We start from the raw sequence: 16959 nt of genomic DNA on the forward strand, positions 1-16959 counted from the left end.
GGCGCGCGCCAGAGCCGGAATTCTCGATCGAAATGGGGCTTTGTTTCGATCGACAGACTGTCAAAAATATTTTTGACAGTCTGAGCAGATGGAAGAGAAACTTGTTCTCTTCCATCTGCTTTTTTGGTTTGTTATTCCTCGCCGTCCTTGCGGTGGCCGAGCAGCGCGCCGACAGCGGCGGTGAGCAGGCCGAGCGGGAACAGCAGGCCCGGGGTAAGGCCGCCGGTCTGCGGCAGCTTTGCCGCCGCTTTCGGTACCTCTTCGTCGGGAAGCTCGACGGTTTTGCCGTCCTCTTCCTCCGCGCCGGGCGCGAGAGGCGTCTCCCCTTCCGGAATCTCCGTGGTATCGCCGGGGGAAAGCGGCGCCTCGCCGTCCGGGATCTCGGTTGTATCGCCGGGCGAGAGCGGTATTTCACCATCCGGGATATCGATCCCGCCGTCGGGTTGGCCCGGCTTATGGTTGTTATGGCCGCCGTCGTTACGGCTGGGCTCGCGTTCATTCATGACGGTCAGCGCTGCGCCATCGGCATGCGCCGTACCTTCCGTATCCAGACGGCGCACGGATATAGAACCGTTTTGCTCAAAAAGCTCGATGGGCCAAACGGCCTTTCGCTCGCTCTGTCCGGCGATCGATTCGCCCAAATAGTAACCGTCCGGCGCCTTGGTCTCGGTCAGCGTATACGCGCCTGTCGGCAGGTTCTGAAAGACGATGCGCCCGTTTTCATCGGTCGTGAGCGGCTTTTCCTCTGTGTATTTCGCGCCCGTTACGTCGTAATACGCGCCCGCGGCGTCTTTCAGGGTAAACACCGCGCCCGCGAGCGTATTGCCCAACTGGCTGTTCTCCTGCTCCGCATCACGCTTGACAATGGAAAGCGCGCCAAAGCGAACGTTTGTAATCGTGATCGCGCCGTTTTCCACCGCGGTCGCGCCTTCGCTGTCCGCCCGCTCGACAATGGGCGCGCCGTTCTCATCGCGCTTTACATTCAGCTTCCAAACGGTCTTGCGCGCGGTCTGCCCCTCCACCTGTTCACCGAGGTGATAGCCCGCGGGAGCGACGGTCTCGGTCAGCGTATAGCCGCCCATGGGCAGGTTTCTGAAAACAAGCTTGCCGTCCGCCTGCGTTTCCAGTTCGCGCGTTTCGCCTTCGCCGAGCTTGCCGGAAGCGCCGTAATAGTTCCCCTCGTCGTCCGCAAGCGTAAATTTCGCGCCAGCCAGAGCGCCAGCCGTTTCCGCATCGCGCTTCACGACGGTGATCGAGCCGTAGCGCTCGTTCGTAATGACCAGCTTGCCGTCCGTAAGCTGCATGTCTTCGCTGGAAACTATCGTATCGCCGTTTGCGTTTTGCTCCACCGTCAGTTTCCAGCTGGTCTTGCGCGGCGTTTGTCCATTCGCCATGCCAAGCTGGTATCCTTCCGGGGCGGCGGTCTCGGTCAGCGTGTATGTACCCACCGGCAGCTTGCCGAAGGCGATACGGCCGGCAGCGTCGGTCTCAAGCTCCTTTTTATCCGCCGATACCGCGCCGGTGGCATCGTAATACTTGCCGTGCGCGTCGGTCAGCGTAAACTTTGCGCCCGCAAGGACCGCGCCGTTTTCCGCATCCTGTTTTTCCACGGTCAGCGAACCGACCGGATCGTTTTTAATCGTTGCGGTAAGCGTCTTTTCGCCGTCGAATGCAAATACGTGTTCCGCGTTCTCCGGAAGTTGATAGCCGTCCGGCGCCTGTGTCTCCGTTAGCTTGACAAACTGGGTATCCTTCGGCAAGCCGCTGATCTTCAGCGTGCCGTCCGCCTTGGTTTTTAAGCCCGCCGCGAACGTGGTATAGGTTTGACCGTCCGCGGAATAGGCGGCGTCAAATTTCGCGCCCGCAAGCTTTAGCGCGGTGTTTTGGGAAGAAACCTTGGTCAATGTCAGGCTTTTGCGTTCGGCGGCCGTGCCGCCGTGGGGGCCGCCCGCGCCCCCCCCCCCCCGCCGGCCGCTTTTTTGCCCTGCGGGCGTAGAATCTCCAAAAGGCGGGTAGAGCGTGGGCAAATTCGCTACATCTTGTACAAAAATCGGTTTTTGTTCCCGAATTAGCTGTGAAACCGCGCGGGAATGTGGTATACTGATACAGATTGAATATATGACAAACGGAGGATATCCTATCCATGATCACTGTATCTGAATTAAGCCTGAACTTCAGCGGCGAGCCGCTGTTTAAAAACGTCAACATGAAATTTACCGAGGGCAACTGCTACGGTATTATCGGCGCGAACGGCGCGGGTAAATCTACTTTTTTGCGCATCCTCTCGGGCGATCTTGATTCCTCTTCCGGCACGGTATCCATCGCTTCCAAAGCGCGTATGTCCGTGCTCAAACAGGATCACTTCGAGTTTAACGAGGAAACCGTTTTGAACACCGTATTGGGCGGCAACCCGCGCCTGCTCGCCGTGATGCGCGAGAAGGACGAGCTGTACATGAAGGACCCCTTCACCGAGGAGGACGGCAACAAGGCAGCCGATCTGGAAGCCGAATTCGCCGAAATGAACGGTTGGGATTCCGAGACCGAAGCGTCCCAGCTGCTGAACGGTCTGGGCCTTGACGCGGACGCGATCCTGTACAGCGAAATGAAAACGCTGGGCGACACCGAAAAGGTAAAGGTGCTGCTGGCGCGCGCGCTGTTCGGCAAGCCCGATATCCTGCTGATGGACGAACCGACCAACCACTTGGACGTGGCTGCCGTGCATTGGCTCGAGGATTTCCTGATGGATTTTGAAGGCACCGTGCTGGTGGTTTCACATGACCGCCATTTCCTCAATAACGTGTGTACGCACATTGTCGATATCGATTTTGGCAAGATCAAGGTATACGTGGGCAACTACGAATTCTGGTATGAATCCTCGCAGATGATGCAGCGCATGATCAAGGATCAGAACAAGAAGAACGAGGATAAGATCAAGGAGCTGCAAGGCTTTATCCAGCGCTTCTCGGCCAACAAGTCCAAGTCCCGTCAGGCGACCAGCCGCAAAAAGCTGATCGATAAGCTGACGGTAGAGGAACTGCCCGCTTCCTCCCGCCGCTATCCGTGGGTCGCCTTTACCGCTGACCGCGAAGCGGGCAAGGATATCCTCGAGGTGCGCGGCATCTCCAAAACGGTGGACGGCGAAAAGATTCTCGACAATGTTTCCTTCATCGTGCGGCGCGACGACAAGATCGCCTTCATCTCCGACAACGAACAGGCGATGACCGTGCTGTTTCAGATCCTGATGGGGGAGATGCAGCCGGACGAGGGCACCTTCAAATGGGGCACAACCACCTCGCAGAGCTATTTCCCCAAGGACAACTCCGAATATTTCAACGGCCACAAGGAAAACATGCTCGACTGGCTCGCGCCATATTCCCGCACCGACACGCTGGAATCGACGCTGCGCGGATTTTTGGGCCGCATGCTCTTCTCGGGCGACGATGTGTATAAGCCGGTCAACGTGCTTTCCGGCGGCGAAAAGGTGCGCATGATGCTTTCCCGCATGATGCTGTTCGGTTCCAACGTGCTGGTGATCGATCAGCCGACCAACCACCTTGATCTGGAAAGCATCACCGCGGTCAACAACGGCGTGCGCGACTTTAAGGGCACCGTGCTGTTCGCCAGCCATGACCATGAGTTCGTGCAGACGATCGCGACCCGTGTGATCGAGCTGCGCGAGCACGGCGTGCTGGATAAGGAATGCAGCTACGACGAGTTTTTGGAATTCCGCGAGAGCTATCAGAGCTGATGAGCAAGGGCGTGAAGGGCCTTTTGCTGCTGCTCGCCGTCGCCGTGCTCGCGTACGGCACGGCGGGCGTGCTCGGCTTTGGCTGTCCGGCGCAGCGCCTTACCGGCGTGCCCTGCCCGGGGTGCGGGCTGTCCCGCGCGGCGGCAAGCGTGCTGCGCGGCGATCTGGCGGGGGCCCTTCGCATGCACCCGATGATCTTTGTGCTGCCGCCGGTATTCCTTTACGTCTTATTTGGGAAAAAGCCGCTTCTGGGCAGTAAAAAGAGGGAACGGGCTCTGCTTTGGGGCGTGATCGCGCTGTGGATCGTCCTTTGGCTCGTTCGGCTGGCGGTGCGCGATCCGGTGTTGTTTCTCTGACGGCGATTGTGCCCCGGCGCTTGCAATAGAACTACATTTTGTGTTAGAATAGCGGAAAGCAGCTTTTTTGCACAGTTATCGCAATCAAGCCTCCCGGCGGCTCGGCGGAATTAAACGCGTTTGCCGCTGCGGAATACCGGGTACACTTTGTGATATCCGCCGCGTGAGAAAGAAAGGATTGTTCCGCATGACCGTACAGTGCCCGCATTGCCATGAAGAGAGCGAGCATAAGGTGATTGACCATATCAATATCGACCGCACGCCTGAAATGAGAGAAAAGGTGCGCGATCTTTCGCTATTCCGAGTGAAGTGCCCAAACTGCGGTGAAACCGTGCTGGCGGTGCACCCCTGCCTATACCACGATATGTCAAACGGCTTTATGGTTTGGCTTTGGAACGAAGAGGAGCCCGTGCCCACGGCTGATTTTGACCCGCTGGCCGGTTATAAGCTGCGCGAGGTAGAAACCATGAACGCGTTCCGCGAAAAGATCGCGGTTTTGGAACTTGGACTGGACGACCGCGCGGTAGAGATTATGAAGCTGTTGCTGCTGATGCGGCTCCGGCACGATCTTGACGTGGTGGAACTGGTCTTTCACGAGCTTGACGCGCGCACCGGCGATTTTCGCTTTGTCGCCGTTTTGTCCGATGGGGTGGAACAGTACGCCGCCATGCCGGGCGCGCTGTACCAGCGCCTGAAGCAGGATGTGGAGGAACGGCTTTTTACCTCGGCAAAGAATTTTACCCGCGTTGATATGGATTGGGCCGCGCAAGCGCTCGAACTGCTGCACGAGGCGGAGTAAAAACAAAAAAACATCCTGAGCGAAGCAAAAGCGCCCGGCGGATACACGGGGAGCTTTTGCTGCGTTCAGGATGAAAATGAACGATAGCGGAAAAAGCTTAGCCAAAAAGCTGCAGCAACGTGCCGCCCAGTACGGCGAGCACAAGCGTGGCGGCAATGATGGGAAGCGCGCGGCGGCGGCCGGCCTTTTCCTGAAACAGTACGATATAGCCGAAGCCCGCGCCGGTGGATAATCCGGCGATTAACGCGCCGAAGCTGATCGTGCCGTTTACAAACAGCTGGGAAAGCAGCACGCTCATCGCGCAGCTGGGCACAAGGCCGAGCACCGCGCAGAGCAGCGGCTGCCAAATGCTGTCCGCCAGAAGCAGGGTGGAAAGGCGGTCCTCGCCGATCCATGCGATCGCCCCATTCAGCGCCAGCAGGATGAGGAAGAGGAACAACCCGGTTTTGAGAGTCCGCCACAAAACGACGGCAACCGGAGAACCTTCGCCGCAGCAGGAGCAGTCCTCCACTTCGATCTCGATGGGTTCATGCCCGCGCCTTTTTTCTCGGAACACGGTCAGCCGCAGCAAATAACCGCCCACGACCGCGAGCGCAAATTTGGCGAGGAGCAGTAAAAGTACCTTTTGAAGGCCCACGCCGCCCGCGAGCAGCACGGGCACCGCTTCGTCCGACGTTGCCAAAAACACGGCGACCAGCGTGGCCGGTGCGAGGTAGCCCGCTGAAAACAGCGCGGCGGCAGCGGCGGAAAAACCGCACTGGGGTACCGTGCCCGCCAGCGCGCCGACGACCGGACCGAACCGCGCCGCGCGGGCCAGCAAGGTGGGAGCGTTCGTCAGCCGGTTTTCCACGTAGTAAAGCAGCGCGTACACCAGCAAAAGCAGCGGCAGGGTCTTGACGATGTCGAAAAATGAATCGGACAGGATCTCTAACAAATGGGTTCACCTCATAAAAATGCATTGAAAACGTTAAAACAGCTATTTATTATTATAACACAGGTTTGCCCGTGCGAGCAAGCAGGATTTGCCTGCGCCGCCGGGCGGATACAAGAAAGGGAATCGTACGACCAATATGAAATTCAGTGAATTAGGAATCGAAAAGAACATTTTAAAGGCCTTGAACGAGGCGGGCTATGACGAGCCGACGCCGATCCAGCAAAAGGCGATCCCGCCGCTGATCGACGGGCACGACATCATGGGCTGCGCCCAGACGGGCACGGGCAAGACCTGCGCGTTTGCCGTGCCGATCATTCAGCGGCTGGAGGCGCAGACCGCCAAGGGCCGCGCGCCGCGCGCGCTCATCCTTACGCCGACGCGCGAGCTGGCTTTGCAGATTTTCGAGAATATCTGCCAATACGCGCGCTATACGGGCCGCACGGCCGCTGTTATTTTCGGCGGCGTGTCGCAGGTGCCGCAGGTGGATGCGATTAAGCGCGGCGCGGATATTCTGATCGCCACGCCGGGCCGCCTTTGGGACCTGATGGGACAGGGACACGTAACGCTTGGCTCGATCGAATGCTTCGTGCTGGATGAGGCCGACCGGATGCTGGATATGGGCTTTTTCCCGGATGTCAAGCGCATCATCAAGTTCCTGCCGGAAAAGCGGCAGACCATGCTGTTCTCCGCCACCATCCCGAAGGAGATCGCAGCACTGGCGGACAGCTTGCTTCATACCCCGGTGCGCATTGCGATCACCCCGTCGGCCAAGCCGGTTGAAAAGATCGAGCAGAAGCTGTATTTTGTGGAAAAAGCGGAAAAAAGGGAACTGCTGGCGGAAGTGATCCGTCAAAGCAACGTTGCGCAGACGCTGGTCTTTACCCGCACCAAGCATGGGGCCGACCGCGTCGCGCGCGATTTGAACCGCGCGGGCATCAAGTCCAAGGCGATCCACGGCGATAAATCGCAGAACCAGCGCCAAACCGCACTGAGCGACTTCAAGGCGTGCAAGATCGCGGCTCTGGTTGCGACCGATATCGCCGCGCGCGGCATCGATATCAATGAATTGCCGCTTGTTATCAATTTTGAACTGCCCAATATTCCGGAAACCTATGTGCACCGCATTGGCCGCACGGGCCGCGCCGGGCAGGAAGGCACCGCCATTTCCTTCTGCGACCATACCGAACGGCCCTATCTGGCCGATATTGAAAAGCTGATCGGCCGGGCGATCCCGGTCGAGGGCGAAGTGCCGCATGTGCCGAAGGAGGGCGAGGAGACCGCGCGCCGCGCGCCCGCGCCCCGCGGTAGGACCCGCAAGCCGGTTTCGGAAAACGCCACGGCGGAAGAGGTCGCGGCGGACGTCCAGCGCCAAAAAGCGCAGAAGCCGCGCCGCCAGCCGGCCGCAAAGGCCGCAGCGCCCGCCGCGGGCCAGACCGCCCGCCGCGCACCCGCCGCGGAGGCGCGCGAGGAACAGCGCGCCAAAGCGGCCGCGCCGCGCCGCTCGCGTTCGTCTTCGGCAGGCGCGCGGGGCCGTGGACGCGCCCCCTATGCAAAATATGAACAGAACGAACCCCGGTACGACGCGCACACCCCCGCCCGCACCGGCGAACTGAGCGAGGCGGCAGCCGCGCGCATCCGGCAGAAGGTCGCGGCGGCTATGGCGGCCCGCACGGAAGCGGCGCCCGCCGCTAAACAAGCCGGCGGACAGCCTGCGGCTTCCTCCGCAAGACCGGCGCGTTCGCGTTCGTTCCGCGGCCACCGCAAGGGCTAAGCCGCCGGCATCAATAGATAAAGATAGTGACCGCCTAAGCCACAGAGAGATAAGGGGAGAGATACGGCCATGAACGGCGCCCGACACCGCTTTGCACTTGGTTTTACGTGCTTTATACTCGTGTGTATCACCGCAGTCTATCCCTTTCTGCTTTACACACCGAACAACTTCGTCACCCGCTGGCGGGAATGGTACATCGAGACCGCCATGGGCACCATGACCCACCAGTGGTTGGCGACGTGGTTCATCCCGCACGACATCATCAACGACGTCATGCTCAAACGGTATTTGATGAACCGCAACCAAGCCGGCTTGGAAAGTACGTGGGAACCGGAAACGGATCCTGCCGACGAAACGCCAACCACTCCGCGCGGTCAATTTTTGAGCCGCTTTTCCGAGTTGGACGCGGAAAGCTTCGATGCTTTCATTCAGCAAAACCCTGAATACATAGAGGATGGCTACGATAAGATCGATATCGACCTTGTCGGCGACGATCCGACCAAAAAGCGGTATGATACCGGCTTATGGACGACGCAGGGCGATCCCGTGGTCGCCATCAACGCGGAGTATGGGATTTTGATTGCCCAAATCGCCGGCGAGGATGAGCTTGGTCTGGAATATGCGGGCAAGCTCGCGTTCTGTCACCAGCCGGAGCGCGTCTCCGTCGGCCTATGCGAAGGGCTGTTTTCTTACGGCTCGTTCGTATCCGATATGGCGCGCGATTACGACGCGATGCTCGCCGTCAACGCTTCCGGCTTTGCCGATTATGAGGGCAACGGCACGGGCGGTATCCCTTACGGCTTTCTCAAGAGCGAGGGCCGCGAGATACAAGGGGCCGAGGGCGGCGATTGGAAGATCATCGGTTTTGATAATGAAGATCGCTTGCAGATCGGCGCGTTTTCCGATACCTCCAGCCTGCGCGACGCGGTGGAGTTCTGGCCGGTGCTCATTTTAAACGGTGAGAATATCATACGCAACGCAGGGCTGAACGATGCGCAGCCGCGCACCGCGATCGGACAGACCAAGGACAAAACCGCGATGTTCCTTGTTGTGGATGGACGAAAGACGCATTCGTTCGGCATCACCTATGCGGGCTGCGGCGAGATCATGGAGCGCTACGGCGCGTATCAGGCCGCTATGCTGGACGGCGGATCCTCCTCGGTCATGGTCTATAACGGCCGCGAGATTACCAGCCCCACCACGCTTTCGCAAAACCCGGAGGGACGCTACCTGCCCGATTGCTTTGTGGTAAAATAGCGGTCGATACGACCGGATAACAAGAACCGCCGTGCCAAATTTTCCTTTGGCACGGCGGTTCATATTTTATTCCTGCCGCAGGCGGCGCACGATGCGCCGGAGCAGGACGGCGGACAAGAGCGCCGCAAGCAGACCGGCGGCGAGCGGGGAGAGCCAAACGCCGTCCAGCCCCCACAGGCGGGGCAGAAGGAGCAGGCTCAGCCCGGGCAGCAGCAGCGTTTGGCTGAAGGAAAGCAGGAGCGAGCTGAGCGGACGACCGAGCGCCGTGAAGAAAGACCCCGATACAATGCCGCACCAACTGACCAAATAGGAAAGGGCGAACAGATGCAGCGCGCGGCGGCTCAGTTCAAGCAGCGCGGTGTTGCCTGACTCCATGAAATAGGGGAGAATGCTTTGGGCGCCGGTCAGCATCCACGCAAGCACGGCGATGGATACCAAAAACCCGGCAAGCTGTACCCGGCGTTCAAGCGCGAACACGCGGCGCGTGTCGCGCGCGCCGTAGTTATAGCTGATCGCGGGCTGGAGCGCGTCGGACATGCCGAACAGAATGGATTTTACCACGCTGTCGATATACATGATCACGCTGAACGCGGCCACGGCCAAATAGCCGCCTTGCGCCATCAGCACCGCGTTAAACAGCACCATGCAGACCGAACTGGCGATGTTGGAGAAAAACTCCGAGCTGCCGTTGGCAACGATGTTGAAAACCGCTCGCGGCTTTAATGAAGAACGGGTAAAGCGAAGCGGCAGCCTGCCGCGCAGAAAGGGCCAAAAGCCAATCGCCGTGCCCGCAGCGAGACATAGGCAGGAGGCGAGCGCGGCAGCGGCGACGCCCTTGCGGAAACCGACGATGAACAGCGCGTCCAGCGCGATGTTGGCCAGCGAAATGACGATGTTCATGATCATGCTGTAGCGCACCTTGCCGCAAATGCGCAAAAAGTTGTCCACTGCAAAAAAGATCATGATCGCGGGTGAAAACAGCGCGTATACCCGCATATAGTCGACCGCGTATCGCAGCACGGCCCCCTCCGCGCCGAGCAGGCGCATCAGATCGCCGGCAAAGAAGAAGCCGATCGCCCCGGCCGCGACTGAAATGGCAAAGATCAGCCCGCAGGCGAAAGAAAAAATACGGTTGGCTTCGTGTTCGTCACGTTCGCCCAGACGAATGGCGATCTGTACGGACGAGCCGACCGCCACCATGTCCGCCAGCGCAAAGCTGATCATGATCAGCGGCATGACAAGGTTGACGGCGGCCAGCGCTTCCGCGCCGATAAAGCGGCCGACGAAGATGCCGTCCGCGATCGTATAGAGTGAAGTGACCGCCATGCTGACCATGCTGGGCAGCGCGCAGCGAAAAAACAACCGTGTCGGCGGCAGGGAGCCGAAGAGCCGCTCGTGTTCTAATTGGGGTGCCATGGAAAGATTCCTCCGTGTCAAAGATTGATTGCCGATAAGCTATATGATAAACTATAGGGTAACACCATAGTCAAGAGGTTTTTTCAATGAGCGAGATGCAAAAGCTTTATTTTAACACCGGCGAATTCGCCCGCCTATGCGGCACGACAAAGGAAACGTTGTTTTATTATGACCGCATCGGCATTTTAAAACCGGATAAGGTGGCGCCGAACGGTTACCGCTGTTATTCCTGCACGCAGTTTCTCGATTATGACTTGATTCGCGTGCTGGGGCAAGCGGGCAGCAGCCTGAAAGAGATCAAATGGTATTTGGAGCATTACGACAGTCATCATTTTTTATCCCTTTTGCGCGAAAAACAAGAAAAGATCGCCATACAGCGCAGACGCTTGGAGCAGATGGAGCAAATGCTCGCGCATACGGTAACCATGACTGAACGGGCGCTTGGGGCGGTATATGGCGAACCGTATATAGAGCGGCAGGAGAGGGAGCTGCTGCTCGCCGTGCCGCTCGCGCCCGGCGAAGGAGAGCGGGCGGAGGGCATCGTCGCGCGGCTGGCCGAACATTTTGCGCGCTGCGAGCAATATAGGCTGGCGGACAAATTTCCGCTCGGTTCGATCATTCCCCGGGAAAACGTGCTGCGCGGCAGCGATGAGGAAAGCTTTTTCTTCAGCCGCGTGCCTGCGGATTTTGAACACGAGGGCCTGTATCAAAAACCGGCGGGCAGCTATGCCACCATTTTGCATAAAGGCAAAAGCGAGACCTTTGGGGACGCATACCGCGTTCTGCTGCGATATATCGAAGAACAAGGCCGCGTGGTATGCGGTAACTGCTATGTATATGATCTGGTCAGCTATCTGGCTTCGGGCACGGAAGAGAATTTTGTCTATCAAATTTCCATTCAAATCAGCCCTGCCCCCCAATGAAAAGAGGGGGTGAACTTGTGTGAAAAAAATAGACTTTTATGAGAACTTGTGATATACTGACGATAATAAAGACGAAAATGAGAGACAACCGGCATGGGCTATCCGTGCGCTCCTGAAACGGCACAAACGATAGAAAATGCTTAATGAAAAAAATTATCAATAATTTTCGCCAAACCCCTTGACAAAATCGGGGGTCAATACTATACTAAAGATGTTCCAATTAGAGAAAGGAAGGGACGACTTGAGAATCACGCATGAAGCGGATTACGCGATTCGCGTGGCCTACTGTCTCGGCTTGGCTGGGGGTAAGCAATGCGCCAAGGATATTTCGGAATCTACCGGCGTAACATTGCGCTTTGCCCTAAAGATCCTTCGCAAGCTCACGCAGGCCGGTATTACCAGATCTTATAAAGGTGTATCCGGTGGCTACGAATTGGGCCGCGCCCCTTCCGAAATTAGCCTTGGCGAGATCATTGAAAGCATAGACGGGCCGATTGCGATCAATCACTGCCTGTCCAATGAATTTCAGTGCACCCGCGTAGGCGACCGGAATGAATGCGATTTTCACCGTGTGTTTGGCGAGATCAACCGCTCGCTGCGAAAAGAGCTGTTCGCCATCACGCTGGATCGGTTTATTCCATTACACAGCTAACCTATATTATAAAAATTATTTTACTTAGGAGGAAAAAACCATGAAAAAGTTTGTATGTTCTGTCTGCGGTTATGTTCACGAGGGCGATTCCGCCCCGTCTGAGTGCCCGATCTGCCACGCTCCGGCCGATAAGTTCAAGGAGCAGTCCGGCGAGAAGACTTGGGCTGCCGAGCACGTTGTAGGCGTTGCCAAGGGCGCTCCGCAGGAGATCATCGACGGTCTTCGCATGAACTTCGAGGGCGAGTGCTCCGAGGTCGGCATGTATCTGGCGATGGCGCGCGTCGCGCACCGCGAGGGCTATCCGGAAATCGGCCTGTACTGGGAGAAGGCCGCTTACGAAGAGGCCGAGCATGCTTCCAAGTTTGCCGAACTGCTTGGCGAAGTAGTGACCGACTCCACCAAGAAGAACCTCGAAATGCGTGTAGACGCTGAGAACGGCGCGACCGCCGGCAAGTTCGAGCTGGCCAAGCTGGCGAAGCAGCACAACCTCGACGCGATCCATGACACCGTTCATGAGATGGCGCGCGACGAGGCGAGACATGGGAAAGCATTTGAAGGCCTCCTGAAGAGATACTTCAACTAAGCTGAAATAACAACATTTAAGCCCCTTGACAATGGGAAATACCCTATTGTCAAGGGGTTTTTCTAATTTCTGAACATGATACTAAAACACTGATTTGTTGTTATCTCAACCTGTCCTCCCAATACGTTTTTGAGGATTTGAAGGGAAATTGAAGGGAAAAATCCTCTGTTTTACCCCTGAAAAAGTCTTTCCCTTCAGTGCTTTTCCCTTGAGCTGCCTTGTAGCCCTTGCGTCCCAAGGGCTACAAGGTTTTAGACCTTTCCCATGAGTAAGGATTTGAGAGGTCATTTTGAAATATGTATTTCAAAAAGAACAAAAAGTGTGTGCATTGAGAGTAAAATAAAAATGCTACTACCACATTCCACCTTTGCATGGTAGAATAGTGGCAGTAGCTTTCTATTTATCAAATTTTAGTAACGTATCAGGCTCAATTTCCAATGCGTCAGCAATATCAAATAGTGTCCTGAGAGAAATTCCTTTGCTAACAGAGGGGGCTTCAATCATTCCTACATAGCCAGCAGACTTTCCAATCTTCTCTGCTAAATCCTCTTGGCTTAGACCACGCAATTTTCTATAATAACTGATCTTCAGGCTCATTTGTAAAATCTTGGTTTTGTAGTCATAGTCAGATACCAAACTTATCACCTCTATTTAAGGTTACACCATTGACAAGTTATGTAGTATCTTCTAAAATATAAGTAACTTTAACGTAAAGTTAAAATAGAGCAAAATGAAAAAGAAAAGGGGTACAAAAAATGAAAAAATTCCTATCTAGTATTTTGGCAACAGTCATGTTGTTGTCAGTCTTGACAGTTCCAGCTTATGCTTCTACTTGGGTTGTTCCTGTCAATAAGACACCATTGCCTTTCACAGATGCAGATTATCTGAGAGAGGATTTTGGTTATCAGGATTATAAGGAGTATATTAGTGGTCCAACAGATAAGAAAGCAGTAGCTTGGCCTGAAGGTGCAACAGTAGTTAAAAATGCTATCTTAAATGAAGGTGGGGATATTAGAGATAATGAAGATTATGATAGTAGTGCAACTACTATTACTCTTCCAAAGAGTACAGTAATAATTGGTCTTGGTTGTTTGAATTATCGTAAAAGTGTAACAACAATAAATTGGAAAGACCTTGTGAACTTGAAGTTTATTGATGGGCTTTCAGTAGGTTATACAAAGATTTCTACTTTGGATTTGACAAACACTCAGGTAGTAAGGATTGGTGATGCTGCATTTAGTAATTCAAATAATCTGACTACTTTTAAAGCGCCTTCTACTTTAAAGAGGATTGATGCTCATGCTTTTGAGGGCTGTTTGAGAATTACAACTTTGGAACTAAATGAGGGCTTGGAGTATATTGGTGAAAGTGCTCTTGATTCAGGGTATGGATATAATAATGTTATCATCCCTTCAACAGTAACTTATATTGGTTCAAATGGTCTGAGAACAGACAAGACTTATAAGGTCTATCAGGGTTCTTATGGTGAGCAGTGGTGTAAGGATAATAATGTAAAGTATACCTATGTTGATGGTTCTACAACACCATCCACCACCCCTCCAACCACCCCAACCACCAACCCATCTCAAAATACAACAGCTCCTACAATGGAACACACTCAAAAAGTTGGTGGCGTAACATTTTCAAACTTTGTATCACAAAAAGAAATAGTGGCTAAAGATACAAATAGTGTAGATATTCCTGTATTTGTGGTAGAGATTGGCCCAAATGGTTGTATGCGTTCTGATGTAGATAATACAGATTTTATTTATTGGTCTGCGGGTAGTTGGGGTGCTTCTAATCCTTATAATGGAGAAACGTATGGTGTATACACAGATAAGGGTGCTTGGAATGGTGATTATCGTACAGAAACTTTAGATATGCATAACATTACGCCTTATCCTTCCACAAAGAATAGCAATGGTACTTGGAGTAAGGGTCTAACTTGGCAGTATGGTGATTTTGATACAGAATATGTAGATTATAATAAATATCGTGTAACAGTTAATGAGGGTAAAAATGTTTATTACTATTATATCAAGGTAGTCCAAAATCCAGTTTACTCTACCAATACAGAAACCTCAGTAACTCCTTCTACCCCCTCTCAATCAGCAACAGCCAATCCAAACAATTCAAAGGTCTTGGTAAATGGTAAAACAGTTGCTTTTGATGCCTACAATATCAACAACAATAATTATTTCAAGCTGAGAGATATTGCACAGGTATTAAGAGGAACAGATAAGCAATTTGAGGTAGTTTGGGATTCAAGTAAGAATGCCATTAACATGACTTCCAACAAGGCTTATACAACAGTAGGTGGGGAGTTAAAGACAGGTGATGGTGTAACAAAGGAATGTGTTTTGAATAGTTCTCCAATCTATAAGGATGGGGTACAGGTAAGCCTAACAGCTTATACAATCAATGGAAATAACTATTTCAAGCTGAGGGATTTGGGTGAAGCGTTTAATTTTGATGTGTCTTGGGATGCAGGTCAAAATGCGGTAGTAATTGATACGAGTCATGCTTATAATGCTGATACCTAATTTAATATACAACTGATCTTTCAGTGTATATAAAAAACAAAAGGAGATAGGGAAAAATGAGGAACACAGTAAGAAAAGCACTTTCAATGTGTCTGGTGCTGGTAATAGTACTGGCAATGGGAACAACTGCACTTGCAGTTGAAACAGTCAAACTAAATGGCTATCCCAACAATAAGGTTGGTGAAGAAGGAATTACAGCAGAGTTTCAAGTTAGTATTTCTAATGTGGTAAGAAAGGATAGCAATATCCATGCTTCTTTAGGTGAAGTCTATGTTTGTCAAGCACCTGCTGTTGTAACTTCTCTTGATGAACTTTCTGGATTTGGTGTTTCTACCTTTGTTCCTATGATGGATACATATATCGAAGGTGAATATCTGATACCTGATGGCCAAACTGAAAGTTGGTTTGAGGAAGAGGTTTCTTCTATCCCTGCTGGTACTAAATTTACTCTGACTACCCCTGGACTTTATTATGTCTATGGAAACTATGGGGCTTTGGAAGGTGGAGTTACACAAGTAATTCTTGTTGAGGGTTCTTCCACTACTCCCACCACACCTACTACCCCTCCTGCAACTAATGCCATTACTGCAACTCCCACTAGTTCCAAAGTTCTTGTAAATGGTACTGCAATGGAGTTTGACGCATATACCATCAATGGAAACAATTATTTCAAGCTGAGGGATGTTGCAAAGGTAGTTTCTGGTTCAGAAAAGCAATTTGAAGTCACTTGGAATAGTGAGAAAAAAGCGATTGATATGGTGTCTGGCCAGCCCTACACAGTAGTTGGTGGTGAAATGGCAAAGGGGGATGGCACTTCTAAGAGTGCTACCCTGAATACTTCTACTGTCTACAAGGATGGTGCAGTAGTGGAACTGACTGCTTATACTATTAATGGGAACAATTATTTCAAGTTGAGAGATTTGGGTCAGGCTTTCAATTTCAATGTGTCTTGGGATGGTGCTAATAACTGCATTGTCGTGAACACCTCTGAGGGCTATACTGCTGATTAACCAACTGAATTTCTTTTAAGGTGTGCGCCGATCTCCGGTGCACACCTTTATTTTGTTTGGACACTTGTACCTACTGAGTGGACAGAAAATTTTATCTTCCTTTGAATGTGATTATTCAAAGGAGGATGGAGCAAGTGCAAATTAGTGAGATAGTAGCTTTTCTTGAAAATGCTTATCAGGTTCTAAATTTAAAATACTTCAATGGGGAGCTGCCCCCAGTAGTGATTACAGTACAGTCAAGCCCAAAAGCCTATGGACACTATACAACTTGGGATGCTTGGAAAAAGGAAGATGCAGGATTTAGAGAAATAAACATAGGGGCTGAAACTCTTGACAGACCAATAGAAAATACTATTGCTACCCTTATCCATGAGATGGTACATCATTACTGTGCTATGAGTGGAATTAAAGATACTTCAAGAGGTGGAACTTATCACAACAAAAATTTCAAAAGGGAAGCTGAGCTAAGAGGACTAATCATAGGATATGACACAAGGATAGGCCATAGCCCTACAAGCCCCTCAGAGAGCCTTGTAGCCTTTATAGAGGAACAAGGGTGGACAGGTATTGATCTGTCCAGAAAAGGGCTTGTAGGGCTTGCAGGGGGCAAAGGTGGAGGAAGGACTAGTAATGTGAGAAAGTATGTGTGTCCTGAATGTGGGTGTAGTGTAAGGGCTACTAAGGAAGTTCACATAGGTTGTCTGGACTGTGATACAGTCATGGAGCTTGAAGAAAAATAGAGTAAATTTTAATCTAATAAATCCTGAACTATCAAATGGTTGGGCAGGATTTTTTAAATGCTCAAAATCTGCAAAAATCCACTTTGGAGAATAAAGAAAAATCCTTGTGTGAGATAGATTCATTGAGTGCAGCCACTACCTAAAAATGCCCACCTTTTGTTCTTTGTGGTTTGACAGCTTTAAAATGGATTTGGTCAAAAAATGAGTTCTGAAATACAATTTTCATA

The 16959-nt window shown here is 52.7% G+C and carries 15 protein-coding genes; 11 read left to right on the plus strand and 4 right to left on the minus strand.

Annotation, left to right across the window (positions count from 1 at the left end):
• Positions 1–131: 131 nt before the first annotated feature.
• Positions 132–1904, minus strand: coding sequence for an MSCRAMM family protein (locus NE562_RS03910; protein WP_280961094.1), 1773 nt, complete (start codon positions 1902–1904; stop codon positions 132–134).
• A gap of 239 nt (positions 1905–2143) precedes the next feature.
• Here NE562_RS03910 and NE562_RS03915 point away from each other — a divergent pair, with 239 nt between their 5' ends.
• The 3 genes from NE562_RS03915 (at position 2144) to NE562_RS03925 (ending at position 4903) form a co-directional block, all read left to right on the plus strand.
• Entirely contained in the window at positions 2144–3748 is a 1605-nt protein-coding gene (locus tag NE562_RS03915) for an ABC-F family ATP-binding cassette domain-containing protein (RefSeq protein WP_280961095.1), read from the plus strand.
• Positions 3748–4104: a DUF2752 domain-containing protein gene (locus tag NE562_RS03920; protein WP_280961096.1), complete on the plus strand. Its 357-nt coding sequence runs from the start codon at positions 3748–3750 to the stop codon at positions 4102–4104. The genes NE562_RS03915 and NE562_RS03920 overlap by 1 nt, the downstream gene beginning before the upstream one ends.
• A 163-nt stretch (positions 4105–4267) precedes the next feature.
• The gene (locus NE562_RS03925) at positions 4268–4903 is read left to right on the plus strand and encodes a CpXC domain-containing protein (RefSeq protein ID WP_280961097.1); all 636 of its coding nucleotides are present in this window, start codon (positions 4268–4270) and stop codon (positions 4901–4903) included.
• 97 nt (positions 4904–5000) lie between these two features.
• Here the strand turns inward: NE562_RS03925 and NE562_RS03930 are convergent, their stop codons facing one another.
• Positions 5001–5837: a putative manganese transporter gene (locus NE562_RS03930; RefSeq protein ID WP_280961098.1), complete on the minus strand. Its 837-nt coding sequence runs from the start codon at positions 5835–5837 to the stop codon at positions 5001–5003.
• 136 nt (positions 5838–5973) lie between these two features.
• Between NE562_RS03930 and NE562_RS03935 the strand changes: the two genes are divergently transcribed.
• Positions 5974–7608, plus strand: coding sequence for a DEAD/DEAH box helicase (locus NE562_RS03935; RefSeq protein ID WP_280961099.1), 1635 nt, complete (start codon positions 5974–5976; stop codon positions 7606–7608).
• A gap of 69 nt (positions 7609–7677) precedes the next feature.
• Entirely contained in the window at positions 7678–8865 is a 1188-nt protein-coding gene (locus tag NE562_RS03940) for a phosphodiester glycosidase family protein (RefSeq protein WP_280961100.1), read from the plus strand.
• Between the two features lie 66 nt (positions 8866–8931).
• On the opposite strand, the gene NE562_RS03945 is transcribed toward NE562_RS03940, so the two are convergent.
• Positions 8932–10281, minus strand: coding sequence for an MATE family efflux transporter (locus NE562_RS03945; protein ID WP_280961101.1), 1350 nt, complete (start codon positions 10279–10281; stop codon positions 8932–8934).
• An 86-nt stretch (positions 10282–10367) separates the two neighbouring features.
• Here NE562_RS03945 and NE562_RS03950 point away from each other — a divergent pair, with 86 nt between their 5' ends.
• The 3 genes from NE562_RS03950 to NE562_RS03960 all read left to right on the plus strand — a co-directional run bounded on the left by NE562_RS03950 (position 10368) and on the right by NE562_RS03960 (position 12439).
• On the plus strand, positions 10368–11204 hold the full coding sequence (locus NE562_RS03950; RefSeq protein WP_280961102.1) for a MerR family transcriptional regulator: 837 nt from the start codon (positions 10368–10370) through the stop codon (positions 11202–11204).
• Between the two features lie 241 nt (positions 11205–11445).
• Positions 11446–11856 carry an RrF2 family transcriptional regulator gene (locus NE562_RS03955; RefSeq protein WP_280961103.1) on the plus strand — a complete coding sequence of 137 codons (411 nt, stop codon included), beginning with the start codon at positions 11446–11448 and terminating at the stop codon, positions 11854–11856.
• A 40-nt stretch (positions 11857–11896) separates the two neighbouring features.
• Positions 11897–12439 carry an NADH peroxidase gene (locus NE562_RS03960; protein WP_280961104.1) on the plus strand — a complete coding sequence of 181 codons (543 nt, stop codon included), beginning with the start codon at positions 11897–11899 and terminating at the stop codon, positions 12437–12439.
• A 396-nt stretch (positions 12440–12835) separates the two neighbouring features.
• Here NE562_RS03960 and NE562_RS03965 read toward each other — a convergent pair whose 3' ends face one another.
• Positions 12836–13075: a helix-turn-helix domain-containing protein gene (locus NE562_RS03965; RefSeq protein WP_280961105.1), complete on the minus strand. Its 240-nt coding sequence runs from the start codon at positions 13073–13075 to the stop codon at positions 12836–12838.
• A 119-nt stretch (positions 13076–13194) separates the two neighbouring features.
• On the opposite strand from NE562_RS03965, the gene NE562_RS03970 reads away from it, so the two are divergent.
• The 3 genes from NE562_RS03970 (at position 13195) to NE562_RS03980 (ending at position 16732) form a co-directional block, all read left to right on the plus strand.
• Positions 13195–14982, plus strand: a complete 1788-nt coding sequence (locus NE562_RS03970) for a leucine-rich repeat protein (protein ID WP_280961106.1) — start codon at positions 13195–13197, stop codon at positions 14980–14982.
• 56 nt (positions 14983–15038) lie between these two features.
• Positions 15039–15992, plus strand: a complete 954-nt coding sequence (locus NE562_RS03975) for a copper amine oxidase N-terminal domain-containing protein (RefSeq protein ID WP_280961107.1) — start codon at positions 15039–15041, stop codon at positions 15990–15992.
• A 125-nt stretch (positions 15993–16117) separates the two neighbouring features.
• Complete coding sequence (locus NE562_RS03980) at positions 16118–16732, plus strand: SprT-like domain-containing protein (protein WP_280961108.1); 615 nt, start codon at positions 16118–16120, stop codon at positions 16730–16732.
• Positions 16733–16959: the final 227 nt, after the last annotated feature.

The sequence above is a fragment of the Butyricicoccus faecihominis genome (genome assembly GCF_024462775.1).
Classification (GTDB): Bacteria; Bacillota; Clostridia; order Oscillospirales; family Butyricicoccaceae; genus Agathobaculum; species Agathobaculum faecihominis_A.